The organism is Parazoarcus communis SWub3 = DSM 12120, from assembly GCF_003226565.1.
In the GTDB taxonomy this organism is placed as follows: domain Bacteria; phylum Pseudomonadota; class Gammaproteobacteria; order Burkholderiales; family Rhodocyclaceae; genus Parazoarcus; species Parazoarcus communis.
The window spans coordinates 1-22,030 of record NZ_QKOE01000010.1 but is presented as its reverse complement, the minus strand read 5'-3'; the positions used below and the strand labels follow the sequence as shown (position 1 = coordinate 22,030).

The window sequence follows — 22,030 nt, the reverse complement described above, 5'->3', positions numbered from 1 at the left end:
GGTCATGACGCGCGCCCAGCCCGGCGGTACTGGGAAAGAGCACCGCCGGTGAGCAGCAGCAGGATCACGCCGAGGGCGAGCCATCGCATTGCGGTCGGATCCTGGTATTCAGTCACCGCCTGCAGATGCAGGCCGCGAACCCTTGCCTGGGCCGGTGGCAGCACCGACTCATCAGCCAGCATGGGAGGCTCTGCAACGCTGGAGGTGGAGGGGGTGTCGATTGCGGTCCGGGGAGATTCGTCGGCAAGCAGACGTCGCACGCCGGCCGTGGTCGAGACAGCAATGGATGAGGAAAGCTGGTGGGCAACCCAGCGCTCGACAGCTGCGGATGGCTGGGCGAGTGGAGCCCTGGCTGTCAGTTCGGCATAGGTCCGGGCAAGCTCTCGTCGGGTCTCGTCGTCAGGCGACCAATGACCATGGCGTTGAGCCTGAACAAGGCGCTCCAGCGCTTGCGCATAGGCTTGGGGATGACTGCGTAGCCAGTCCGGAATGCCAAGCTGATGCTTGTCTCGCACCAGCACGTCGTGAAATGCCTGCCAGTGGTCAGGTCTGACCATGTCTTCGACCACCGTCTGCCAGCCCCATGCAAACTGTACTGCCTTGAGCACTTGAAGGGTGCCGGCATAGCCTTCAGCTTTCTGTGCCTCGAGCCAGCCCGGATGCAGGTAGCGCGATTGCAGTTCGGCCGCCATGCTGCGCTGCGCGCGTTCGGCGTAAGGTTCGGAGTCGTCCTGCAACTGGTTCACATAAAGCTGCAGCGCTTCCTGCTTGCCGACGGTGCGCGCGGCAGCGGCAAGTCCGCCCAGGTACTGGAAAGGATCGTCAGAGCTTGCCATGCCGTAGAGGTTGGAAGTGCGTGATAGGATCGCAGCGTCCGCTCGCTTGAGTTGGGCACCGAGCGCGCGCGCTGCTACCCCTGTGGAAACGCCCTCCAGTGCGGCACCGCCGAGGTAGGGCTGGCTCATGCGCTGCAGGAAGAGGGCGCCAAGGCGCGCATCGCTGCGGCGCAAGCCGTCGTCCTGAACGGCATCGGCGATACCTGTGCCGTAGTCGCCGACCTGATTGCCGAATACCCTTGCCTGACCCAGCAGCCGGGCCTGTGCTGCGGCAACACCATGCTGTATCAACTCTGTTTCGACCGCTTTGCTGTGACGGGCGACGACGCCATCCGGCTCTGCACTGGAAACGGTGCTGACGGCGTTGTCGAGCAAGGCCATGAGGGCGGGGAACTGGTCACGGTAGGATCCGGTGACGCTCAGCAGCACATCAACCCGTGGCCGCCCAAGTTCGGCTTCGGACAGCAACTCGACACCGCGCGGACGACCGCTGTCATCCCATTGCGGACGCACGCCAAGGGCCACCATCGCCTGCGCTTCCATGATGCCCTGATGGCGCAGGGTTTCACCCGCCCACAGCGATAACACCATGCGTTGCGGTGAGCGGCCGTTGTTGGCGGCCTGATAATCCCGGAGCCAGTTGGCGAACAGCAGTCGGGCGACGTTGTAGGCCTGGCGGGTGGGTAGCCGGCTTGGGTCCAGGCCGATCAGGTTGCGTCCGGTGGGCAGGCTGTCCGGGTTACGGATCGGGTCGCCGCCATAGACTGCCGGGACGAAACGCCCGCCAAGCGCGGCCAACAGCCCATCGATTTCACCTTCGACCGCCAGCAGTCGGTCAAGGTCTTGGGCGCGTTCGGCCAGCTCCAGCAGAGCTTCGCGATCGATTTCGCGACGACCTGCCCGGTTGGGGACGGCCGTGTCGGGCGCTGGAGGGCGGAGGTCCAGCACACTGGCGGCCTGCGGATCGCGCAAGGCAAGCTCCAGCCAGCGGGCGGGTCGCGATCCTGCAACATCGCGATAATCGATCAGAAAGGTTTCGTCGATGTCCTCACCCAGCGCCTCGAGCAGCGGACGACGTAGCGCCTGCAGGATGATCTGCCGCCGCATATCTGCATCCGGTGCCACTCCGAAAACCGCCAGGCCACGTGGTTGAGCACTCTGTGCAAGCTGATCCAGCCAAGGGTGCAGGACCTCCATGAAGCCATCGAGGTCGGCCTCGACCTGAGCACGGCTCCAGTCGAGGTCGCGATGCAGCTGATGCTCGACGATGAGCTCGACAAGTTGTTGTGCCAGGGCTTTGCGGGTTGGGCCGGTGTCGGCGATTTCCCATTCATGCATGACTTCATGCATGTGAGCCATGCGGGCCGGAAAGCCGGCGGTGGCGAAAACAGGCGTCCGATGGCTGATCAGCGTGGCACGGCCCCGGCGCTTGGCGGTCAGCGCTTCGCCCAGGTTGTCGACGATGTAGGGGTAGATCACGGGCAGGTCGCCCAATGGCAGCAGGGCGTCGTCCAGCACGTCCAGCCCACGCGACTTGCCGGAGGCCCACTCCTGGGTTCCGTGGGTGCCAAAGTGCATCAGGGCATCGGCTTGCCGAGCCCACAGATAGACCGCAAGGTAGTGGTGCGAGAGTGGATTCTTGCTGCGATGCATGAAGGGGGCCTGCCCGCGCCGCAGTGTTTCTTCGCGCGGAGGCTGGGGGAGCACGGCCAGCTTGCCGATTTGCAGGCGTGGAATGACGAACACGGCTTCCCCGTTCCAGTCGACAACATAGGGACTGGTTGGAGGGGCCCCCCAGTGGTGTTCGATACGGGCGCGCACGTCGCTGGGAAGGGTCTGCCACCACGCAAGGTAGTCGGCCAAGGGTAGGGCGGCTGCGTGGTTCGACCTCAGCAAGGCGAGCAGATCGGCCTTGGGGTAATAGGCCTGAAGCAGGGGCGGCAGTGCCTCGATCCAGTACTGCTCGGGTATCGGTACGGTATCGTAGCCGTGCGCGGCAAGGGCAGTGGAAACCTGCTGCAGGCTGCGGGGCACATTGAGGAAGGATGCGCCAAAGTTGGTGCCACCCGGCGGGTAGTTGTAGACCATCGTCACCAGTTGCTGGTCGGCTTTGGGGCGTGTCTGCAAGGTGATCAGGCGTCGAGCCTTGGCTACCACCGCCTCGGCCTGGCGCAGGATCAGATCAGTGCGACGTCCGCCGTCGGCATGCGCGACGACCATCAGGGGGTCGATGGCACCGGCTGCCTCCGGCTGCACCAGATAGAAGGGGGTGTCGCCCAGTGACAGCCCGGTGGCGTCCGCCTCCCATTGTTGCTGGTCGCCCTGACGGTAAGGCTGGGTGATCAGCACAGGACGCTGCCAACGCTCGAACAGCGGCTGCAGTGCCGCCGCCTGCGGGGTCAGTTGATGCAGTACCAGCACGCGCGGGTGCGCCTGACGTGCCTCTTCCGCTCCGGTTTCTAGCAGGGAGGACAGCGCCGTCGCATCGACCTGCTGGCCGAACGCCGCATAGGCAAAAAGCCCTTGTTGCTGGAAAAGGCGCAACCATTCGTCCAGCCAGGCGGTCGAGCCATTGATGAAATGGTAGCGGTGCACCAGGATCGCTACCGCGGGTTGCTGGGCCAGGTGGGGGTGACGGGCCTGCCATGCGGCCAGGGCGTCCGCGTCAGGAAAGAAGCGATCAGCTTCGGGGTGATACAGCCCCCGTGCGGGCCAAGTCTGCGGAGGCGGCAGGGATGGGCGGGGCAGACCGGCGATGACCGCCTCCGCCAGGGAAAACGCGTGACGCACATTGCGTTCGCCGCCTGCGCTCAAGTATTGCTCGAGCGCGGGTTCGGAGGTCGTGCTGGAGGGTTCGGCACGCTCTGTGGTGATCCAGACGACGCGCCCGGCCCGCCTTTGATCGTGAGCCGTCAGCAGGTCGCCGAACAGCTTGTTCAAGGTGGCGAACACGCTGGCGTGGGGTGCGTCCACCCATACCATGTCCACGCCTTGCAAGGCGCGGATGAGTTTCTCGCGATGTGTTTCGGTGTGTGCAGGTTCGATGCGCAGTGGATGGTCGAGGTGGCGGACCTTCCAGCCCGACTCGACACCGATTCGTTCGATCATTGCGCTACGTGCCTGCGGCGTGATGTCCGCCGTCAGCCACAACAAGGTTCGAGCGAGGGCGCTGCTGCTGCCCAGACCCAGGAGCAGGGCCAGCAGCACGAGCCAGCGTTGCTTCACTGCTTGCCCTGCCCGCTGTCGGTCGGTACGGCCTCGCCCTCGGGAACGTAAATGATGCTGCCGTCACGCAGTCGGTAGGCTACGCCGGCACGCACCCCTTCCCCTTCGCTGACGCCACCCGTGCCTCGATAGCGAATTTCACGCCCCTGCTCGGTGGCGACGATTTCCATGTCGGGCTCGCCTGCCTTGAACAAGGTGTTGTTGATTGGCGATGCAGATTGACTGCTGCTGGCGACCGCGGCGAGCAGGGCGACGACCAGCACCAGGAACACGTCGACCAGATTGACCGCGGACAGCATCGGATCGTCATCGTCTTCGTCGATGATCTTGAAGTGTTTGAAGCTCATGCCTGCATGCCTCGCGTCTTGCGGATGCGCATCAACTCGGCAATCAGCCAGCGGCGGCGGACCGAATACACCACCAAGCCCACCGACGCCGCTGCCAGCGCCAGCACCACGCCGGCAAAAGCGCCGCTGAAAACGGCAAGCGCCTCATGCCCCTGGCCGTTGGCAACGCTTTGTAGTGCCGGACCAAGTGGAATCATGGTCGCGATCAGCCCGAGCATGGGCGTAACCCGGCTCAATAGCCGCAGCGGCTCGATCTGGCGGAGTGCGCACATCTCGAGCTCGTCCATGTCGATGTCCGTGGAACCGGGCAGGCAGCTGAAGCCGGGCTGGCGCCAGCGCTGCCAGGCCTCCATCAGCGTGGCGCCGGCAACCCAGAGGGCGTAGCCGAATGCGATGGCAACCAGTGCGAGTACAGGCCACAACAGGGCTTGGGCAAGCTGCAGGAAGGTAGATTCGATCATCAAGAAGGCACGCCTGAAGTGACTTAAAAGGTGAGGGCCGGAAACTTGGGCCTGACCGTGACCGTCCTGCGCGCTTTGGCGCTGATCAGTTCGACACGCAACTGCTTGAGTGCAGCGTGATGATGGAAAGCTGTAAAGGTGATCGATTCCAGCGCGGCGGGGCGTTCGCAGTCGAAGGTCACCGAGTACTGGATGTTGGGGATGTCGGCCTTCGGGTCAGCAGCGGTGAGGTCGGGTGTCGACTGATGTGCTACCGCCTTGCAGCCGGCGTCGGCCAGCGGCTCGAGAAACAGCAGGGGTTGCGGCAGACGTGACTTGAGTGCATCAAGCGCGGCTTGCTGTGCCGGATTGCTGGGTGGATAGTCGAAACCGAGCAGACTCTCGAGCGGAAAATCGAATTCACCTTTCAGGCTGTTGCCTTCGATCGTGAGCTTGGCCTTGCCCTGACCATGGGTGTGACTTCCGTGTGCCCATGTGCTTGAGGACGCGCCGACAAGGATTGCACCGGCGCACAGGAGGGAAAGCGCCTGCAGCGGCGAGACGTTGCGAGAGATCATGACTGGACAATCCAATAGGGCTCAGACCACCTTCCCCGGCAGTCATCGAGCGACAAGGCTGCCTGTCGGCATCGACAAGCAGCAACCTTGTTGGCCGGTATCCGGGCTGGCGGTGATGCTTCATCGCCTTCCCAGGCCGGCAGGATGCCAGGCCCAGTGGCTGGAGGATGAAGAAGGATCCGGGCTGACAAACCGGATCGAACCGCTTACCGTTGCGGGGGCAGCGCAGCTTGTTTCGACCGACCCGGCAAAACCTTGCAGCGCAGGATTGTGTCGAAGTGCATGCTTCCCGTTTAACTGCGCCTCGGGAGGAGGCGCAAGCACCAACGGCCGGCATGTTAGCGGAATCGACCCGGGGTGTCAGCCGCGCCGGGCGAAGAGGCAATAGCTGGAAAACCGATTGGAGAAATCATGCGACTGAGCAGCTGGAACATACAGTGGGGACGCGGTGCCGACGGCAAGGTGGACCTGCAGCGTACCGTAAATGCGCTGAAGGCAATCGGCGACCTCGACGTGATCTGCCTGCAGGAGGTGGCGCAGTGCTTTCCCGGCCTGGCCGGCGGCCAGGGTGAGGATGAAGTGGCGATGCTGTGCGCTGCCTTCCCCGACTACGAGGCAGTGTTTGGTGCAGCGGTGGATGTTCCCGATGGTGCGGGCGGGCGGGCCCGCTTTGGCAATATGGTGTTGTCACGTCTGCCGCTTGGTCAGGTGTTTCGTCATCTGTTGCCGGCACCGCCCGATCCATCCATGCCTTCGATGCAGCGGGTGTGTGTCGAGGTCGTCGTCAACACACCTTTCGGTCCGTTGCGGGTGATGACCACCCATCTTGAGTACTACTCGGCGATTCAGCGCCACGCCCAGATCATGGCCTTGCGCAGCCTGCACGCCGAGGCCGTCGGACAGGCGATGGCGCCTTCCGCCTCCAAGGAATCGAACCCCAGCTTCCGTCCGTGGCCGCGACCCGTCGCGGCGGTGTTGTGCGGTGATTTCAATTGCGAGCCGGATTCGCCCGACTACCAGCAATTGTTGTTGCCGATGACCGAGGCAGGCATGAACTGGGTTGATGCGTGGCGGGTGCTGCACCGCCACGCTGCACACCCACCAACTGTCGGACTACACGGTGCCGACTGGCCTGATCGGCCGTACTGTTGCGATTTCTTCGTGGTCACGGACGACCTTGCGGGTTGCGTCCGGGATGTCCGTGTGATTGCCGACACCCCTGCCTCGGATCACCAGCCGATTGTGCTGGAGTTGGCCTGAAGTTGTTTCAATTGGGCCAAGTGTTGGAACTGAGCAGTTTTACGCATACATAATCCATACCACTCCATACAACGTACTCATCATAAACGAGCCGTCCAGACCAACCCACCCTGCCAGCCGGTTTCCCCGGCCACCTGGGTGCCGTCCAGATGGGCGTCGAGCAGGTGGTCGAAGCGGCGTAGTTCAGCCAGATCGACGAGTGGCGAATGCACCGAGCGGTCGTGCTGGGTCCAGTAGAAGGCGGCGTCGCCCACGTGTCGTTCGACCAGTGGGGGGATGACGGCAGCGCGGTAGCCGTCGTCGCGCTGCGCGAGATCGACCGGGCTCACAGACCGGGCGCCTGTTCCATCTTGAATGTATTGAAGATGAGCTGCCAATCGTTGCCGTCGTGAAAGGCGGCGCCGTGAGCGCCGGCCATGAGCATGACGCCGTCGGCCGCGGAGAGGTTGCCTTCGCACACGGCGATGTCCGAGGGCAGCTCGACGCGCACCAACTGGCCAGCCTCAAGGGGCCACAGACCGTAGTCGCTGGTGCACCACAGGCGTCCGGCGTGCCACACGATGTCCCTGAAGGGCAGGCTCATGTTGCCGCGCTCGATCATCTCCCAGTGCTTGTCACGACCACGAAAGAGGGTACCCGACTGCTCGCCGCCGTTCAGACGCATGCGGTGATGCTGGATGCGCTGCAGGTGTTCACGGCGGAAGCGTTTGTTGGGCGGGGATCCGTTCGAGACTGTGTGCTGTCTTGGATCGGCAGGGGCGTGTGGGCGTTGGCAGACGGTATAGTGGCCCTGATGGACGATAGTGCTGTTCGCTCGCGCGGTTCAATACGCATCAATCCTGGATATGCAGTGCTTACTGCTGCCCGCATTCTGGGTTCAGTTCGCCGTATCGCGACGCCGCCGCTGTGGGGTAACTTGCGATGCAAGGTCGGAATACAGTCGAGATGGATGGTCGATTGGGTTCGGGCTGAAATGCCCGGGGGATGGCGTGAGGGGGAGGCTCTGCCATTTTTCACCCCGCCCGGGTGGGGGGAAGGGTGGGGCGGGGTGAAACCCCGCCGCTGTTTTTACTGCATGTTGCTGCTTAGTCGCGACGGCTGGTCACTTCGAGCAGGTGGTAGCCAAACTGGGTCTTGACCGGGCCCTGGACGACGTTGACCGGTGCGCTGAACACCACGGTGTCGAATTCCTTGACCATCTGGCCGGGGCCGAAGGAGCCAAGGTCGCCGCCTTGACGGCCGGAGGGGCAGGAGGAGTGTTCTTTGGCCAGTTGGGCGAAGTCGGCACCGCCTTCGATGGCAGCTTTCAGTTCGTTGCACTTGGCTTCGGTGTCGACCAGGATGTGACGGGCAGTGGCTTTGGCCATGTGGATTGCTCCTTTTGATGAAGGGGCAGAGCCTACCGCAATCGGCGGTTTCGTCAACACGGCAACAGCGCATCGGCGGTGTGCCGGAGGCGGGCGGGCAGGGCAAATTGCCCGCTGTGAGGGCCTTTGCGCGAGCGTTGCCGTCGTCCTCATTACCATGCGTCGCAGCCCGGATGCGGAAGCCTTGCAGGCCCGGGCCCACGATCATGGAGACGCCTGGTGTCACGACAAGCCCGTATTGATTCGCCGAATGGTCCGCAGTCGCCCGACGATTGCGCAACATCATCTACCTGCAGTCATGGACATGGACGCGCTGGCCTGATCAGTGCCGAACGCCGCCAATGGGTCAAGGGCCTGGCCGTTACGCCCTTGCTCGCCGGACCGTGCGCGCTGGCGTATGCCGAGGCACCGCAGGCCCCGTCGGGCCCCGGGCGTGCCGCAGCCGCGATGGCGCAGGACTTTGCCCACCTTGCCGATGGCCTTGCCGCTGTTGCGCGCATCGAGCATTTCACCATTACTCCTGCAGACTTGCCCTGGCAGCAGACCTTGGGCGAGCTTGCTGCCGGGCAGCAGGTGTCGTTCTTTCTGGACGGGGTGTGGTGGTTCAGCAAGGAGCACGGTCGCTGGCTGGAGCCCGGCTTTGTGTTCTTTGCCCGCGTTGCCGGGGCAACAGATCGTAGCGCGATTCATAACTGCATGCAGAACACGGGCACGCTGACGGCGGATCGTCGTGGCAGCTTGCAGATCGCGCGCTCGGTGGGCGAGTTCGCCGGCCCGGGTGGTGAGCTATGGGTGCCGGTGGAGCACTATCTGGCTGGACAGGGGCAGGTGGATGGCGTGGCGGTGGTGTGGAACGGCGACGCCGAGCAGGGGCTGCTGGCGCTGTCGGCACGGGGTGATGTCGATGGCCGGGTGCGTGCCGAGTTGCAGCGCATGAGGCTTGCCCGCCTGATGCCGACGGGCTGGAGCAACTTTTTTGCGTTTGGCGACGGCAGCATCTTTACGCAGGCCGGTACCCGCCACATCGACTGCGAAACCCACAAGAATGTGGGCATTCTGCAGTACCCGCTGGCCGATCAGCCCTTGAAGCCCGGCTTGATGCTCGACTGGCGCTGGGTGGTCGATCGCCTGCCGTCCGCGCTGCCCGAGGATCAGCTGCTCAATCACGACTATCTGTCGATCGCGGTCGAGTTTGACGATGGGCAGGACATCACCTACATGTGGAGCGCCAGCCTGCCGGTCGGAAAGGTGTTTCGCTGCCCGATTCCGGGGTGGGATGCCGTCGAAACCCATGTCGTGCAGCGTAGCGGTGCGGCAGAGCTGGGCACGGAGCTGGACGAACGGCGCGATTTGTTCGACGACTATCAACGCATCATCGGTGGCAAGGCGACGCGGGTGGTCCGGGTCTGGCTGATCGCCAACTCCCTGTTCATGCGCCAGCATGGCCGCTGCGCCTACCGCAGGATCGCCATCGGTCAGGCGGGGCGCCAGCAGCAAGTGCTGTAGGCCGCCGTCTGCAGGCGACGGCCATGCTCGCGCAGGTTCAGGCCACCACGCGGAAGAAGCCCACCAGTTGGCGCATGTTGCCAATGTGTGCCTTGACCGCATCGGTGGCGCGATCCACCGCCTCGATGCTGGCAACGCTGTGTTCGACCAGGCCGGAGATCTTCTCCATGTCGCGTGCGATCTGTTCGGAGGCGGTCGAGTGCTCGGTAGAGGCGTCGGCGATGTGACCGGCCAGCTTGGCGACCTGGCCGCTGCCTTGTTCGATGTGCTCGATCACGGTCAGGCTGTCGCCGGCGCTGTTGCTGGCGGTGCCCACCTGCGCTACCGCCTGCTGCATGTTGCCGGCCACGTTGTCGGCCACGCGCCGGATGTCGCCGACCATGGCGGCGATGTTGCCGGTGCAGTGGGCGGTGCGTTCGGCAAGCTTGCGCACTTCGTCCGCCACCACGGCGAAGCCGCGTCCCACCTCGCCGGCGCGGGCCGCCTCGATGGCGGCATTGAGTGCAAGCAGATTGGTCTGATCCGAAATCTCGCGGATCTCGGCGGAAATCGTGCCGATGCTCTGGATCGACTCGCCCAGCACCTTCATCGTCTGGTTGGCGCCTTCCACTGCCAGCACCGTGCGTTCGGCTGCGCTGACGGTCTGGTTCAGGTGGTCGCGTCCGCGTGCCACCAGTGACAGCGCATTGCCGGCCGCTTCGGCCGACGAGCGCGCGCCGCTGGCAACCTCGGAGACGGCCGCGCTGTTCTGCTCGGTGGCGGCCGAGACCGACAGGATGTGGTCGCGCTGAGCCTGCGCGGCACGCTGCAGCGACGCCACCTGGTCGAGCAGCGCTGCGTTTTCGGCGTCGGTCAGGGTGGCTGCGAGTCGGATCTCGTCGAGCATGACCTTGAGCCGGCCTTGCATGTACATCAGCGATTCCATCAGGCGTCCCATCTCGTCCGAGCGTCCGACCGGCAGCATGCTGGTCAGGTCGCCTTCGGCGATGCGCTCGAAAGCCTGCAGTGTGGAGGCGGGTTCGGTGACGCAGCGCCGCCAGAGCGCACCGAGCAGGGTCGGCACGGCAATCAGGCCGGTCACGCCAGCCAGCGTCATGACCTGGCCGGCGGTGCTGCTCAGGCCGGTGGCAAATCCGGCATAGGCCACTGCTGCGGACATGGCCCCGCCAAACAGCCCCAGCAGGCCAAGCAGGCTGGCACTGGATACCGCCTTGCGCACCGGCATGTCGAGACTGCGGTAGCGTGACTTCTTGCGACGCATTGCGTCATACAGCGCCTCTTCGGTACGTACGCGCTCGGCTGAAACAGGGCTGCGCAGGCTCATGAATCCGATGTTGCGGCCATCCTTGCGGATCGGGATGGTCAGCGCGCTGGACCAGGCGACGCCGCCTGACCGGTGCTTCAACTTCGACAGCCCCAGCCATGGCCGACCGGCAGCCGTGGTGCCACGCACATCGGCAAGCAGTTCCTGAGGCACATCGGGGTGGGCGATGTCCTTCATGCTGGTGCCGATCAGGGCTTCGCGCGTGGTGCCGAGAAACTCCGCGCAAGCTTCGTTCGCATAGGTGATGCGGAACTCCATGTCGTACTTCAGGACGACCAGCTTGCCTTTCGGAAAGGGGGCGTTCTGTGCGTTTGCTGCCAGACTATCGACCATGCTTTCTCTCGTTGGGTGTGCCGCCGGGTTGGCGGTCAATTCTCGTCGCGCAGGATCGTTTTTAAGGGGGTTAATGTTTACTTGTCAAATATTTTTACATCTATAACTTTGAGCTAATGTAATGCCGTTGATGGGGTTATTTCAGGGGGAGGCTGGGTGGCAGCGGTGGTGCCGACTTGCCGGGTGTTGTGTCGATCGGTGGGTGGGGGGGCCATGCTGGCGGGGTTGTCACCCCGTCCTACGGCGGTGGGGGTGTTGGGGGAGGCGGATGTTGCAGGTGTTGCCCGGTAGGGCGGGGTGACAACCCCGCCGCGGAGCGACGACGCGTTGTCTTGCCGTACCCCTGGGCCTTGTCTTACAGCCAGCGGCGAACGTGGCTGCGGTAGTGTTCGTATTCGTTGCCGAACACCGAGGCAAGGATGCGTTCTTCGGGCAGGATCTGGAAGTGATGGATGTACAGCGCGAACGCAAGCGGGCCGGCAAAGGCCAGAGGCCACGGCAGGTGAATGGCCCAGCCTGACAGCGTGATCACCAGGCCGAGGTACATCGGATTGCGACTGAGGCGATAGACACCCGAAGTGACCAGATGCGTGGATCGTTCGGGGTGCATCGGGTTGATCGTGGTGTGTGCGCGCCAGAAGGCATACGCGCCGGCGGCGCTGATGGCGGCGCCGAACAGGGCGATCGGGCCGCCGATCACCTGTTGCAGAGCGGTGGGTGGAATGGCCGGCAAGTGGTCGGCAATCATCCACATTGCCAGTGCGATGAGGCCAGCGATCAGGGGCGGGGGGATCTTCAGGGTCAGTGTGGTCATGCGGACGTGGCAGAGGCTCCGCTCATCGGTTTCCGGCACACTGTGCCGAGATCCAGCGCGCATCGGTCTCGACCTGCATGTCGCCGCGGGGCGATTTCAGGTTGACCCGGGTGGTGAAGTGTTCAGGACTCGAGACACGGCTGGTGAAGTCGCCGGTGGCCTGTTCCTTGGGGCAGCTCATGCGACCGCTGATCGTGTTGCCGGATTTGGTGACGCTGTCCAGCGTGCAGTCGCCCTCGGTCTTGCCGGCATAGACGTTGTCCTGCCTGGCCTGCTCGGGGGTGATGCAACTGCGCACCGAGCCGTCCTTGCCCAGGCTGACGCCGTTGGCCGCCATCTGCTGCTCGAGCATCTTGCGCGTCTCGGGCGGAAGATTCTTCATCTGCTGTTGCAGCTGGGCCATTTGCGCCGACATGTCCGGCATGCCGCCCAGGCTGAGATGCGTGGAGCGGAATTCCCACAAGCCCGGCTTGATGTCATTGGCGTAGCTTGCGGGTGCTGCGATGCACAGGGCAAGCAGTGCGCCCTGGATTGCTTGCTTGATCTGCATGGCGGTGTTCCTTGGAAAAGTACGTTGGCAAGCGGTGGAGTTGCCCGATTGTAATGAAGTGATCCGCCGGAATCCACGGTCGGGCCGCCGTCGCACCCCGTTGGCCGGATACAATCGCGCCTTTACCGGTTGCGTCATTCAAGAGGATTGCAGGATGAAGATCGTCATGCTTCACGGCATCAACCACAATATGTTCGGCAAACGCGATCCGGTTCAGTACGGCACCATCACGCTGGCCGAAATCGACGCCGGCCTGCAGTCGCTGGGGCGCGAACTGGGGGCCGAGGTCGAGTGCTTCCAGACCAACCATGAAGGCGAGATGTGCGAGCGCATCCATCAGGCCTTCATCGACCAGGCCGACGCGGTGATGATCAACGCCGGGGCATGGACACACTACAGCTACGGCATCCGCGATGCGCTGGCGATCCTGACCTGCCCGATCATCGAACTGCACATGTCCAATATCCATGCCCGCGAGCCCTTCCGTCACGTCTCGGTGTTTGCCGACATCGTCAGGGGACAGATCTGCGGCTTTGGCGCCGACAGCTATCGCCTTGCGCTGCGGGCCGCGGTGTCGGCGGTGCGCGGCGACGGCGCCTGAGGCCTGGCGCTTGGCGGAATTCAATCTGTTCTTTTACCGACGCAGGACAGTCGGCTCATGTCCGGCTGTCTCCTCCTGGGGCGCGTAACGACCGCTCGCATCCGACTGCCTTACCCGTTCCGCGATTTAGATTTCCCGATCGGGAAATCTTGGGTTCATCAGTGCGCGATTGTATTGAAAAATTCCCGATCGGGAAATATTGTTTGCAGCGGTTTCCATTCTGGTCAATAATTTCCCGAACGGGAAATTATTGACATGATCTGCACCATACGAACGACAGAACAACTCGGCAACGCACTGCGTGCCGGTCGCAAGCAACTGGGTCTGACACAGCCGCAGCTTGCTTTGGCTGCCGGCGTTGGTGTGCGCTTCATTGTCGACCTCGAGGCAGGAAAGCCCACGTTGAGGCTGGAGCATGTGCTGCGTGTGGTCGACGCCTTGGGTGGGGGGCTTCAACTCATTGGTTTGCCCTCTCCAGGCTCTGAAGGCCCCCCAGGGGGTGACGAACATGGCGCGTGAGCTGGAAGTCTGGCTGTTCACTGAGCGGGTTGGCACCTTGACCCTGACGGATGGACGGTTGACGTTCCGTTACAGCCCCGATTGGCTCTTACGTAGGGATGCGGTCGCCTTGTCCAGTTTCTTCCCACTGCAAGCAGAGGCATTCGACGATCATCACACTCGCCCCTTCTTCGCAGGATTGTTGCCCGAGGGGCAACTGCGACGCCTTATTGCGCGGCAACTTCAGGTGTCCAGTCAAAACGACTTTGCGCTCCTCGATTACATCGGTGGAGAGTGCGCCGGTGCCGTGAGCTTGCTCGAGCCAGGGCAGGGGTTGCCGAGTCCCGACCAAGGTGCCGAAGTGCAGTGGCTGAATGACGAAGAGGTCGTTGCCATTCTCGATGAACTTCCACACCGCCCGATGCTGGCCGGGAGGGATGGCTTGCGGCTTTCACTGGCGGGTGCTCAGGACAAACTACCTGTGGTGTTCGACGGCACCCGGTTCGGTCTGCCAAGAAATGGAACACCCAGCTCACATATCCTGAAACCCGCCATCCGCGCCCTGGCTGATACGGTGACAAACGAAGGCTTCTGCCTGGCGCTGGCCGAGACGATGAATCTCAAGCCCGCAAAGTCACGAGTGCATTCGCTGTCGGGGCGACGGTTCCTGATGGTCGAGCGTTACGACCGGGAGGCAGATGCACAAGGTTTTCGACGGCGTCTGCACCAGGAGGATTTTTGTCAGGCGCTGGGCGTGGTGCCGGAGGCGAAATACCAGAATGAAGGTGGCCCGGGGTTGAGGCAGTGTTTCGACCTGGTTCGAAGGGTTACCCGCCCCAGCGCACCGCAGGTTCTGCGCTTGTTCGACTACGTGATCTTCAATGCCTTGATCGGCAATCATGACGCACACGCCAAGAATTTCTCGCTGCTGTTCGTGGATGGAGCCGCGGTGCTGGCGCCACTTTATGACGTGCTGTCGACGGCGGTCTATCCGAATCTGACCCCCAATATGGCGATGAAGATCGGCAGTAAGTACAAGTTCAGCGAACTCCAGGCGCGGCATTGGGAACAGTTTGCGGAAGCCGTTGGCCTTGGCAAGGCGCAAGCTAGAAAGCGGATACTGACGTTTGCGAATTCGTTGCCTCGTGCCGCACGTGGACTTCAGTCAGACACTGCGCGTGGCTTTACCGACCAGGTCGTCGTTGAGCAAATCGTGACCTTGATCGAGCAACGCTGTGCTTTGACAGTACGAAGGTTCAGTTCGAGTACCGGTGGCATCCCGCCATCAGCGTGAGCCACGAAGCAGATTCAGCCCAGCGCCAGCGTCGGGATCACGGATTCCAGTGCGGTTCTCAGCCAGCCATGTGCGGGATCGTGACGATGGCGCAGGTGCCAGATCATGTACATCGGCAGTCGTGAGGTGGGGAAGGGCAGGTCGGCATGGGCCAGTCCCCGCATGGCGCCGTGCGCAAGCAAGCCGGGGGCGGTTGCCAGCAGGGTGCTGCCGCGGACGAAGGCCGGGATGGCGGCAAAGCCTGGTACGGTGACGGCAAACCTGCGCAGGATGCCTTGCCGCGCGAGTTCGTCATCGATGTCCAGCGCGCGGCGCGGCACGTACAGCACGGTGGCGTGATCTGCCGCCAGGTAGTCTTCCAGGCTGGTCGGCGCGGCGCGCTGACTGCCGTCGTAGAACACCCGGTAGCCGTCGTCGAACAGGCGTTTGTGCAGGATGTCGGTCGCGTCTGGCGGTCGTGGCGAGATGACCAACTGGCAGCGTTCTTCGCGCAGCATGTCTGCGTCGGGTACATCCGATGGCACGACGCGCAGCGAGATTCGCGGTGCGCTCTTGCGCAGTCGTGCCAGCAAGGGTGGCAGCAACAGGTCGCGCTGGAAGTCGTTGGCGGCGATCGTGATCGTGCCATGCAGGCGGGTGGGGTCGAATTCGTCCGCCGATGCAAACCGGCGCATTTCGTCCAGCAGGTGCCGGGCATCGCGCGCAAGCGCTTCCGCGCGCACGGTCGCCACGATGCCGCGCCCGGACTTGACCACCAGCGGGTCGCCAACAATGCTCCGCAGCTTGCCCAGCAGATGCGATACCGCAGACTGCGTCACGCCCAGACGCTCTGCCGCGCGGGTGATCGAGCCTTCTTCCACGACCGCGATCAGCAGTTGCAGCAGGCGGCCGTCCAGATGCGAATGATCGAAATCGCTCATGGATTGGATGAGTGTCCCTGTGTTTATCGTGGTCTTCGAGTCCGGGATACTGCCACTTCCAGAACGAAATTGGCAGGAGACGCCGATGAGTGCCACCAAACCCGCGCTGCAGATTCCCGGTACCCGGATCTTCGACAGCGAACTTGCGCAGAAGGGCTATGCGCTGAACAAGATGTGTTTTTCGTTCAATAGCGCGGAAAACCGCGAGGCCTTTCGCGCCGACGAGGCGGGCTATGCCCGCAAGTTCGGCTTGACTGTGGAACAGTATGAGGCGGTCCGCACGCGCAATGTGCTTGGACTGCTGGCCGCAGGGGGCAATGTGTATTACCTGGCGAAGTTCGCCGGCATCCTGGGGCTGGATGTGCAGGATCTGGGTGCCGCGCAGACCGGCATGAGCAAGGAAGACTTCAAGGCCATGCTGGTGGCCGCAGGCAAGGAGGCCTGAACATGGCAAGAATCGTGGGTGCGATCAATACCTCGCATGTACCGGCCATTGGCCGTGCCATCGCCGCAAACCTGCAGGACGATCCGTACTGGAAACCGTTTTTCGATGGCTTTCCGCCGGTTCATGCCTGGCTGGACAAGGTCAGGCCGGATGTGGTCGTGGTGCTGTACAACGACCACGGGCTGAATTTCTTTCTCGACAAGATGCCGACCTTTGCGGTGGGCGCGGCGCCGGAGTATCACAATGCCGACGAGGGCTGGGGCATTCCGACGCTGCCGCCATTCAAGGGCGTGCCCGGCTTGTCCTGGCATGTCATCAACGAACTGGTGGCGCGTGAGTTTGATCTGACCACCTGCCAGGAAATGCTGGTCGATCATGCCTTTTCCCTGCCGCTCAAGCTGTTGTGGCCAGACGCACCGTCTTGTCCGGTGCCGACGGTGCCGGTGTGCATCAACACCGTGCAGTATCCGCTGCCGAGCGCCAGACGCTGCTACAAGCTGGGCAAGGCCCTGGGCGAGGCGATTGCGTCGTGGGACGAGGACAAGCGTGTGCTGATCGTCGGGACCGGCGGCTTGTCGCATCAGCTTGATGGCGAGCGTGCAGGTTTCGTCAATCCTGCCTTCGACAAGGCTTTCATGGACAGCCTGATCGACAATCCGGAGTGGGTGACGCAATACAGCAATGAGGAAATCGTCGAAAAGACCGGCACCCAGGGCATCGAACTGCTGATGTGGCTGGCGGCCCGGGCCGCGCTGCCGGGCAAGGTCAGCCGGGTGCATTCGAACTACCACATTCCCATCTCCAACACCGCGTCGGGTCTGCTCGCGATGGCCTGCGAGGACTGAGTCCACGTCGTACGGCCTGGCCAGCATGACTGGCTGAACGAGCGGCGGAAATTCGACACCGGCCGGGTGCATCATGCACCCGGCCGGTGTCTTTCATGGGTTGTGTGCCAATATCACATCCATATCTTCGATTTGGATATAGCAAAATTGTATAGGTGATAGTGCGGTCAGCAGCTTTTGCGGGTTGGTCGGAAGGTTCAGACTGCGCTCACCTCGGATAAGCGCAGCCTTGTCGCGTTGCGCGAAGCCCAAACCGGTTACACCAAAAGGAGACAACGATGAAGAATCGTGCTTATGTTCTTGGCCTCGCCTGCGCGTCGCTGATGCCGTTTGCCGCCCAGGCACAGGAAGTTGTGCTGAAGGTCGCTCACTTCCTGCCGCCCGTGTCGCCGGCGCATACCAAGTTCATTACTCCGTGGTGCGACAAGATCGCGGCGGAGTCGCAGGGCAAGATGAAGTGCCAGATCTATCCCGCCATGCAGCTGGGCGGTACGCCGCCGCAACTGCTGAACCAGGTTCGTGATGGCGTGGCAGATATCGTGTGGACACTGCCGGGCTACACGCCGGGCCGTTTCCCGACTTCCGAAGTGTTCGAGCTGCCCTTCGTCACGACCACGCACGAAGCGTCGTCGCGTGCGATGTGGGACTTCGTGCAGAAGCACTCCATGAACGAATTTGCCGGCATGAAGCCGATTGCCACCTGGGTCAATGGTCCCAATGTGCTGCATTTCCGTACCAAGGAAGTGAAGACGCTCGATGACCTGAAAGGCATGAAGGTGCGTGCGCCTTCCCGTCTGGGTACCAAGCTGCTGGCTTCGCTCGGTGCGACGCCGGTCGGCATGCCGGTGCCGCAGATGGCCGAAAGCCTGTCCAAGGGCGTGATCGAGGGTGCGCTGATTCCGTGGGAAGTCGTGCCCGCGACCAAGACGCACGAGCTGACCAAGTTCCATGCCGAAGCATCGGGCGAATACGCGATGACCACCGCGACCATGATCTTCGTGATGAACCAGAAAAAGTACGATAGCCTGTCGCCTGAGCTTAAGAAGGTCATTGACGACAATAGCGGTCGCGAGACCTCGGCCTGGGTGTCGGCCCAATTCAAGGGCGCCGATGCGGGTGGTCGCGAGGCGGCCGTGAGCCGCGGCAATACTGTCTACCAGATCGCCCCCGCCGAGATCACCAAGTGGCGCGATGCCTCCAAGCCGGTGGCTGAGGAATGGGTGAAGGAAATCTCCGCCAAGGGTGTCAATGGCCAGCAGCTGCTTGACGATGCCAATGCGCTGGTGACCCAGTACTCCAAGTAATGTCGTACCCGTGCCGGTAGTGATCGTCTGATTGCTACCGGCATTGTTTTATCCGGAACGATTTGAGGGAGTCCTCGATGGCCGAAGCCATGGACAAGCCGACCGCCCCGCCCAGCGGACCGATCGGCAGGATTATCGAATGGGCCTGCATGCTGATGGCGATGCTGGCGGGCCTGATGTTCATCATCGAAGCGGTGATGTCCGTTGCCAGTGTGATCGGGCGTGCCGCGTTCAGCATGCCGGTACCTGGCGACTACGAACTGGTGCAGATGTTGTCCGCGATGGGTATCGCGATGTGTCTGCCCTATTGCCAGCTCAAGAAGGGGCATGTGTTCGTCGATTTCTTCACCCTGTGGGCGCCACCCGGCCTCAAGCGTGCGCTCGACGCGGTGGCGGCCTTGTTGCTGGCGTTTTCCTCGTTCGTGCTGGCCTGGCGGATCTGGGAAGGGCTGCTGGAAATGCGTGAATATGGCGAGACCTCGATGGTGATCTCGCTGCCGGTGTGGTGGGGGTATGTCCCCGTGGTGCCGGCCTTTGTGCTGCTGGGCATTGCGGCGCTGTACACCTTCATGGGTGAGTTGCGGAAGGAGGCGGGGCAATGAGTGGCTCAATGATCGGCCTGATCATGGGCGTGGTGATGATGTCGATGCTGGCCTTGCGTGTGCAGATCGGCATCGCGATGTTCCTCACCGGTGCCATCGGCTACATCTGGGTGTCGGGTCTCGACCCGCTGCTGGCCTACCTCAAGAATGCGCCCTATGGCCGCTTCTCGCTGTACGACCTGTCGGTGGTGCCGCTGTTTCTGCTGATGGGGCAGTTTGCCACCCATGGCGGGCTGTCGCGTGCGCTGTTCAAGGCGGGCAATGCCTTTATCGGCCACTGGCGCGGCGGCATGGCGATGGCTGGTGTTGCTTCGTGCGCGGGCTTTGGTGCGATCTGCGGGTCCTCGCTGGCCACCGCAGCAACCATGACCCATGTCGTGCTGCCTGAGCTGAAACGTCATCAATACAAGCCGGCTCTGGCCACGGGTTCGTTGGCGGCGGGCGGCACGCTGGGCATCCTGATTCCGCCATCGGTGCCGCTGGTGATCTACGCCATCCTGGCCGAGCAGAACATTGCCAAGCTGTTTCTGGCAGCATTCATCCCCGGCATCCTGGCGGCCATCGGTTACATGGTGGTCATCGGCATCATCTGTCGTGTTGACCCCGAAGCGGGTGGGCCGGGCAGTGCGAAGCACTCCTGGGCCGAGCGTCTGCAGACGGTGGTGGATACCTGGCCGGTGCTGCTGATCTTCCTTGTGGTGATCGGTGGTATCTATGGCGGTTTGTTCACGCCGACCGAAGCGGCGTCGATCGGCGCACTGGCAACCGGTCTCGCGGCCTGGCGTTCCGGCGGCCTGAAGGGCGAGGGGCTGAAGGAGTGCATGTACGGTACGGCAAAGGGTACCGGCATGATGTTCCTGATCCTGCTTGGCGCCGATACGCTGAACTCCTTCATGGCCTTGTCTCAGTTGCCGGCCGAGGCTGCGGCCTGGGTGCAGGACATGGGCTTTGGTCCCTTCACCGTACTGTTTGCCATCATCGTCATCTACCTGCTGCTCGGTTGCGTGATGGACAGCCTGTCGATGATCCTGCTGACCGTGCCGATCTTCCTGCCGATCATTCTCGGCATGGACTTTTACGGTCTGGGGATGGAAGAGAAGGCGATCTGGTTCGGCATGGTGGCGCTGGTCGTCATGGAGGTGGGGCTGATCACGCCGCCGGTCGGGATGAATGTGTACATCATCGCGGGCGTGGCCAAGGATATTCCGATGGCGACGATGTTCCGTGGGGTGATGCCTTTCCTGGCTTCGGACATCCTTCGGATCATCCTGCTGGTGGCCTTCCCGAGCATCTCGCTAGTGGCCTTGTGGGTGTTCGGCGGCTGACGCAGGTCTGAGGCTTCAGTCTGACTTGCGCCCCGGTTGGCCTTTGGCTGTCGGGGCGCTTTCACATTTAGCAGGGCTCAGCCGGTCACGCCGCGCCGCACGATATCGACCATGGCGTCCGCGATGTCCTTCGGCGTGCGGCGCCCTTCGCGATACCACAAATAAATCCAGTTCATGCCGCCCAGCAAAAAGAGCCGCAACAGCGAGCGGTCGGTTCCGGGGGCGACCGGCAGCGCGTTGATCAGCTCGCGAAAGACGTCTTCATAGGCTTCGCGGTAAGGCTGGATCTTGGACAGCAGCTCCGGGGCACCGGTAAAGGACAGGCTATGACCGGTGATGCGGTCCACCGGAGAGCCTTCGACGATACCGCTCACATGGACCTCGCAGGCGCGCTGCAGGCGGTCCCAGGGATCGCTTCCACCTTCGGCGGCGGCCTTCACCCGACCCAGCACGCGCTCGAAGCCCTCGCGGTGCACGGCCAGATAGAGCTCGTCCTTGGAGGGAAAGTAGTGATAGACCGAACCGGGCAGCAGGCCGACCTTGCGTGCGATGTCTCGGATCGAGCTGCGGTCGTAGCCTTGTTCGGAAAACAGTTCGGCCGCGGCATTCAGGATCAGCTGGCGGCGTTCAAGGGGTTCGCCTCCGGAGAATTCGTGCACGTCACCTTCCGCGCCACACTCGCCGCGGGCCAGGCGCGCGCTCAGTTCGCCCCGTTCCAGCAGTTTGCGCTGGTTCTCGGTCAGGGTTTCCAGCCCGGCATCGGCGTCGCTGGCCAGTGCCTGAAGGCGTTTTACCGCCGTTTCCAGTCCGTGCTTCTGCCAGATGTAGCGCACGCCGGAAGGGGAGATCTGCAGGCCGGAAAGGCGCAGGCGCTCGGCTACGGCGGCCTGGCCCAGTTCAGGCTCGCTGCGCGCCAGGAGCAGGATGGTGCGCTCGACGTCATGTTCGTCGCTGGTCGGGGCGGTCGATAAGGATGCCTGTGTATTCATGGCAATAAGGTCGAGTTGTTCGGATGAGGCGTGGGCGGCAGTGCCTGCACGGTGCGAATCATACGGCCTGCCGGCGGGTGGCGTGTCATCGGGCGGGGCCAGGTCGGTGATCAGCCATCGCGACGCATCGTCTCCTGGTGGGGAACAGGCTTCTACAATAAGACTAACTAATGTTTTGAACAAGTGTTTGACAAGCTAGTTTGTGTTCTGCTAACTTTCAACCATCGCAGCTTGATGCTGCACCGATCCGTACAGAGTGGCTCAAGCCACCAAGGGTCAGGCGCGAAACAGACGTCAAGAACAACAGGAGGAGTACACAATGAGCAGACAGTTTTCCTGCACGCCGCTTCAGCCGGCGCTGCCCTTGCAGTCCCCACGGGGCGTGTCTCTGGTTTTGCGCAAGCCGCTTGCGCTGGGCCTGACTTCGCGTTGATCCGGTCGCCATTCGCGGCCGCTTTCTTCAATTCCATTTGACCAATCTCCGCTGACGGCGGAGCCAGGGACTCGTCATGGACTTTCAAATCGCACTGCTGCTGGGGCAGGACGGCATCACCAACGGGGCGATCTACGCGCTGCTGGCGTTGGCGCTGGTGCTGGTGTTCGCGGTGACGCGGGTGATCTTCATTC

Annotated in this window: 22 protein-coding genes, 1 pseudogene and 1 riboswitch; of the genes and pseudogenes, 11 read left to right on the top strand and 12 right to left on the bottom strand. The window is 62.8% G+C overall.

The features are described from left to right. Positions 1 to 2 precede the first annotated feature (2 nt). The 4 genes from cobN to DNK49_RS14100 are packed head-to-tail and all read right to left on the bottom strand — an operon-like array spanning position 3 to position 5,426. A complete protein-coding gene (gene cobN / locus DNK49_RS14115; RefSeq protein WP_110525718.1) occupies positions 3 to 4,061 on the bottom strand; it encodes a cobaltochelatase subunit CobN in 4,059 nt (1,352 codons plus the stop codon). Next, entirely contained in the window at positions 4,058 to 4,408 is a 351-nt protein-coding gene (locus DNK49_RS14110) for a DUF2149 domain-containing protein (protein WP_110525715.1), read from the bottom strand. The genes cobN and DNK49_RS14110 overlap by 4 nt, the downstream gene beginning before the upstream one ends. Next, positions 4,405 to 4,869, bottom strand: a complete 465-nt coding sequence (locus DNK49_RS14105; protein ID WP_243632377.1) for a hypothetical protein — start codon at positions 4,867 to 4,869, stop codon at positions 4,405 to 4,407. Before DNK49_RS14105 ends, DNK49_RS14110 begins: the two co-directional genes overlap by 4 nt. Before the next feature lie 23 nt (positions 4,870 to 4,892). After that, positions 4,893 to 5,426, bottom strand: a complete 534-nt coding sequence (locus DNK49_RS14100) for a ZrgA family zinc uptake protein (protein WP_110525708.1) — start codon at positions 5,424 to 5,426, stop codon at positions 4,893 to 4,895. 75 nt (positions 5,427 to 5,501) lie between these two features. Then, positions 5,502 to 5,767, bottom strand: a riboswitch (cobalamin riboswitch). Positions 5,768 to 5,837: 70 nt separating this feature from the next. Here DNK49_RS14100 and DNK49_RS14095 point away from each other — a divergent pair. Further along, the gene (locus tag DNK49_RS14095) at positions 5,838 to 6,686 is read left to right on the top strand and encodes an endonuclease/exonuclease/phosphatase family protein (protein WP_110525705.1); all 849 of its coding nucleotides are present in this window, start codon (positions 5,838 to 5,840) and stop codon (positions 6,684 to 6,686) included. A gap of 80 nt (positions 6,687 to 6,766) precedes the next feature. Here the strand turns inward: DNK49_RS14095 and DNK49_RS14090 are convergent, their stop codons facing one another. The 3 genes from DNK49_RS14090 to DNK49_RS14080 all read right to left on the bottom strand — a co-directional run bounded on the left by DNK49_RS14090 (position 6,767) and on the right by DNK49_RS14080 (position 8,053). Then, entirely contained in the window at positions 6,767 to 7,015 is a 249-nt protein-coding gene (locus DNK49_RS14090; RefSeq protein WP_110525701.1) for a hypothetical protein, read from the bottom strand. Next, entirely contained in the window at positions 7,012 to 7,350 is a 339-nt protein-coding gene (locus tag DNK49_RS14085) for a hypothetical protein (protein WP_110525698.1), read from the bottom strand. Before DNK49_RS14085 ends, DNK49_RS14090 begins: the two co-directional genes overlap by 4 nt. Before the next feature lie 421 nt (positions 7,351 to 7,771). Further along, entirely contained in the window at positions 7,772 to 8,053 is a 282-nt protein-coding gene (locus DNK49_RS14080) for a peptidylprolyl isomerase (RefSeq protein WP_110525694.1), read from the bottom strand. 219 nt (positions 8,054 to 8,272) lie between these two features. Between DNK49_RS14080 and DNK49_RS14075 the strand changes: the two genes are divergently transcribed. Beyond that, positions 8,273 to 9,559 (top strand): DUF3047 domain-containing protein, encoded by a 1,287-nt coding sequence (locus tag DNK49_RS14075; RefSeq protein ID WP_110525691.1) that lies wholly within the window; start codon positions 8,273 to 8,275, stop codon positions 9,557 to 9,559. 37 nt (positions 9,560 to 9,596) lie between these two features. Here DNK49_RS14075 and DNK49_RS14070 read toward each other — a convergent pair whose 3' ends face one another. The 3 genes from DNK49_RS14070 to DNK49_RS14060 all read right to left on the bottom strand — a co-directional run bounded on the left by DNK49_RS14070 (position 9,597) and on the right by DNK49_RS14060 (position 12,580). Next, positions 9,597 to 11,216 carry a methyl-accepting chemotaxis protein gene (locus DNK49_RS14070; RefSeq protein WP_110525688.1) on the bottom strand — a complete coding sequence of 540 codons (1,620 nt, stop codon included), beginning with the start codon at positions 11,214 to 11,216 and terminating at the stop codon, positions 9,597 to 9,599. 355 nt (positions 11,217 to 11,571) lie between these two features. Further along, on the bottom strand, positions 11,572 to 12,030 hold the full coding sequence (locus tag DNK49_RS14065) for a methyltransferase family protein (protein WP_165843335.1): 459 nt from the start codon (positions 12,028 to 12,030) through the stop codon (positions 11,572 to 11,574). Between the two features lie 22 nt (positions 12,031 to 12,052). Continuing rightward, positions 12,053 to 12,580 carry a DUF3617 domain-containing protein gene (locus DNK49_RS14060; protein WP_110525682.1) on the bottom strand — a complete coding sequence of 176 codons (528 nt, stop codon included), beginning with the start codon at positions 12,578 to 12,580 and terminating at the stop codon, positions 12,053 to 12,055. Positions 12,581 to 12,734: 154 nt separating this feature from the next. Here DNK49_RS14060 and aroQ point away from each other — a divergent pair, with 154 nt between their 5' ends. From aroQ to DNK49_RS14045, 3 genes are all read left to right on the top strand, one after another. Continuing rightward, positions 12,735 to 13,181 (top strand): type II 3-dehydroquinate dehydratase, encoded by a 447-nt coding sequence (gene aroQ, locus DNK49_RS14055; RefSeq protein ID WP_110525679.1) that lies wholly within the window; start codon positions 12,735 to 12,737, stop codon positions 13,179 to 13,181. Positions 13,182 to 13,436: 255 nt separating this feature from the next. Further along, complete coding sequence (locus tag DNK49_RS14050) at positions 13,437 to 13,700, top strand: helix-turn-helix transcriptional regulator (RefSeq protein WP_207806988.1); 264 nt, start codon at positions 13,437 to 13,439, stop codon at positions 13,698 to 13,700. Next, positions 13,690 to 14,973, top strand: a complete 1,284-nt coding sequence (locus DNK49_RS14045) for a type II toxin-antitoxin system HipA family toxin (protein ID WP_110525676.1) — start codon at positions 13,690 to 13,692, stop codon at positions 14,971 to 14,973. The genes DNK49_RS14050 and DNK49_RS14045 overlap by 11 nt, the downstream gene beginning before the upstream one ends. A 14-nt stretch (positions 14,974 to 14,987) precedes the next feature. Here the strand turns inward: DNK49_RS14045 and DNK49_RS14040 are convergent, their stop codons facing one another. Further along, entirely contained in the window at positions 14,988 to 15,893 is a 906-nt protein-coding gene (locus tag DNK49_RS14040) for a LysR family transcriptional regulator (protein WP_110525673.1), read from the bottom strand. Between the two features lie 85 nt (positions 15,894 to 15,978). Here DNK49_RS14040 and DNK49_RS14035 point away from each other — a divergent pair, with 85 nt between their 5' ends. The 5 genes from DNK49_RS14035 (at position 15,979) to DNK49_RS14015 (ending at position 20,414) form a co-directional block, all read left to right on the top strand. Next, the gene (locus DNK49_RS14035; RefSeq protein ID WP_110525670.1) at positions 15,979 to 16,338 is read left to right on the top strand and encodes a protocatechuate 4,5-dioxygenase subunit alpha; all 360 of its coding nucleotides are present in this window, start codon (positions 15,979 to 15,981) and stop codon (positions 16,336 to 16,338) included. Between the two features lie 2 nt (positions 16,339 to 16,340). Next, complete coding sequence (locus DNK49_RS14030) at positions 16,341 to 17,183, top strand: class III extradiol dioxygenase family protein (RefSeq protein WP_110525667.1); 843 nt, start codon at positions 16,341 to 16,343, stop codon at positions 17,181 to 17,183. A gap of 278 nt (positions 17,184 to 17,461) precedes the next feature. Then, positions 17,462 to 18,487, top strand: coding sequence for a TRAP transporter substrate-binding protein (locus tag DNK49_RS14025; RefSeq protein WP_110525664.1), 1,026 nt, complete (start codon positions 17,462 to 17,464; stop codon positions 18,485 to 18,487). Positions 18,488 to 18,564: 77 nt separating this feature from the next. Then, the gene (locus tag DNK49_RS14020; RefSeq protein WP_110525661.1) at positions 18,565 to 19,089 is read left to right on the top strand and encodes a TRAP transporter small permease; all 525 of its coding nucleotides are present in this window, start codon (positions 18,565 to 18,567) and stop codon (positions 19,087 to 19,089) included. Beyond that, positions 19,086 to 20,414: a TRAP transporter large permease gene (locus DNK49_RS14015; RefSeq protein ID WP_110525658.1), complete on the top strand. Its 1,329-nt coding sequence runs from the start codon at positions 19,086 to 19,088 to the stop codon at positions 20,412 to 20,414. The genes DNK49_RS14020 and DNK49_RS14015 overlap by 4 nt, the downstream gene beginning before the upstream one ends. A gap of 77 nt (positions 20,415 to 20,491) precedes the next feature. On the opposite strand, the gene DNK49_RS14010 is transcribed toward DNK49_RS14015, so the two are convergent. After that, positions 20,492 to 21,403, bottom strand: a complete 912-nt coding sequence (locus tag DNK49_RS14010; protein WP_110525655.1) for a TetR/AcrR family transcriptional regulator — start codon at positions 21,401 to 21,403, stop codon at positions 20,492 to 20,494. A gap of 509 nt (positions 21,404 to 21,912) precedes the next feature. Between DNK49_RS14010 and DNK49_RS24675 the strand changes: the two are divergent. Continuing rightward, positions 21,913 to 22,030: pseudogene (locus tag DNK49_RS24675) on the top strand (branched-chain amino acid ABC transporter permease); the annotation flags it as partial.

What these genes read in the sequence shown, in the direction of transcription:
- DNK49_RS14110 (WP_110525715.1), bottom strand. Translation starts at nt 4,408, where the DNA reads ATGAGCTTCAAACACTTCAAGATCATCGACGAAGACGATGACGATCCG.
- DNK49_RS14105 (WP_243632377.1), bottom strand. Translation starts at nt 4,869, where the DNA reads ATGATCGAATCTACCTTCCTGCAGCTTGCCCAAGCCCTGTTGTGGCCT.
- DNK49_RS14100 (WP_110525708.1), bottom strand. Translation starts at nt 5,426, where the DNA reads ATGATCTCTCGCAACGTCTCGCCGCTGCAGGCGCTTTCCCTCCTGTGC.
- DNK49_RS14095 (WP_110525705.1), top strand. Translation starts at nt 5,838, where the DNA reads ATGCGACTGAGCAGCTGGAACATACAGTGGGGACGCGGTGCCGACGGC.
- DNK49_RS14085 (WP_110525698.1), bottom strand. Translation starts at nt 7,350, where the DNA reads ATGCGTCTGAACGGCGGCGAGCAGTCGGGTACCCTCTTTCGTGGTCGT.
- DNK49_RS14080 (WP_110525694.1), bottom strand. Translation starts at nt 8,053, where the DNA reads ATGGCCAAAGCCACTGCCCGTCACATCCTGGTCGACACCGAAGCCAAG.
- DNK49_RS14070 (WP_110525688.1), bottom strand. Translation starts at nt 11,216, where the DNA reads ATGGTCGATAGTCTGGCAGCAAACGCACAGAACGCCCCCTTTCCGAAA.
- DNK49_RS14065 (WP_165843335.1), bottom strand. Translation starts at nt 12,030, where the DNA reads ATGACCACACTGACCCTGAAGATCCCCCCGCCCCTGATCGCTGGCCTC.
- DNK49_RS14060 (WP_110525682.1), bottom strand. Translation starts at nt 12,580, where the DNA reads ATGCAGATCAAGCAAGCAATCCAGGGCGCACTGCTTGCCCTGTGCATC.
- aroQ (WP_110525679.1), top strand. Translation starts at nt 12,735, where the DNA reads ATGAAGATCGTCATGCTTCACGGCATCAACCACAATATGTTCGGCAAA.
- DNK49_RS14050 (WP_207806988.1), top strand. Translation starts at nt 13,437, where the DNA reads ATGATCTGCACCATACGAACGACAGAACAACTCGGCAACGCACTGCGT.
- DNK49_RS14045 (WP_110525676.1), top strand. Translation starts at nt 13,690, where the DNA reads ATGGCGCGTGAGCTGGAAGTCTGGCTGTTCACTGAGCGGGTTGGCACC.
- DNK49_RS14040 (WP_110525673.1), bottom strand. Translation starts at nt 15,893, where the DNA reads ATGAGCGATTTCGATCATTCGCATCTGGACGGCCGCCTGCTGCAACTG.
- DNK49_RS14035 (WP_110525670.1), top strand. Translation starts at nt 15,979, where the DNA reads ATGAGTGCCACCAAACCCGCGCTGCAGATTCCCGGTACCCGGATCTTC.
- DNK49_RS14030 (WP_110525667.1), top strand. Translation starts at nt 16,341, where the DNA reads ATGGCAAGAATCGTGGGTGCGATCAATACCTCGCATGTACCGGCCATT.
- DNK49_RS14025 (WP_110525664.1), top strand. Translation starts at nt 17,462, where the DNA reads ATGAAGAATCGTGCTTATGTTCTTGGCCTCGCCTGCGCGTCGCTGATG.
- DNK49_RS14020 (WP_110525661.1), top strand. Translation starts at nt 18,565, where the DNA reads ATGGCCGAAGCCATGGACAAGCCGACCGCCCCGCCCAGCGGACCGATC.
- DNK49_RS14015 (WP_110525658.1), top strand. Translation starts at nt 19,086, where the DNA reads ATGAGTGGCTCAATGATCGGCCTGATCATGGGCGTGGTGATGATGTCG.
- DNK49_RS14010 (WP_110525655.1), bottom strand. Translation starts at nt 21,403, where the DNA reads ATGAATACACAGGCATCCTTATCGACCGCCCCGACCAGCGACGAACAT.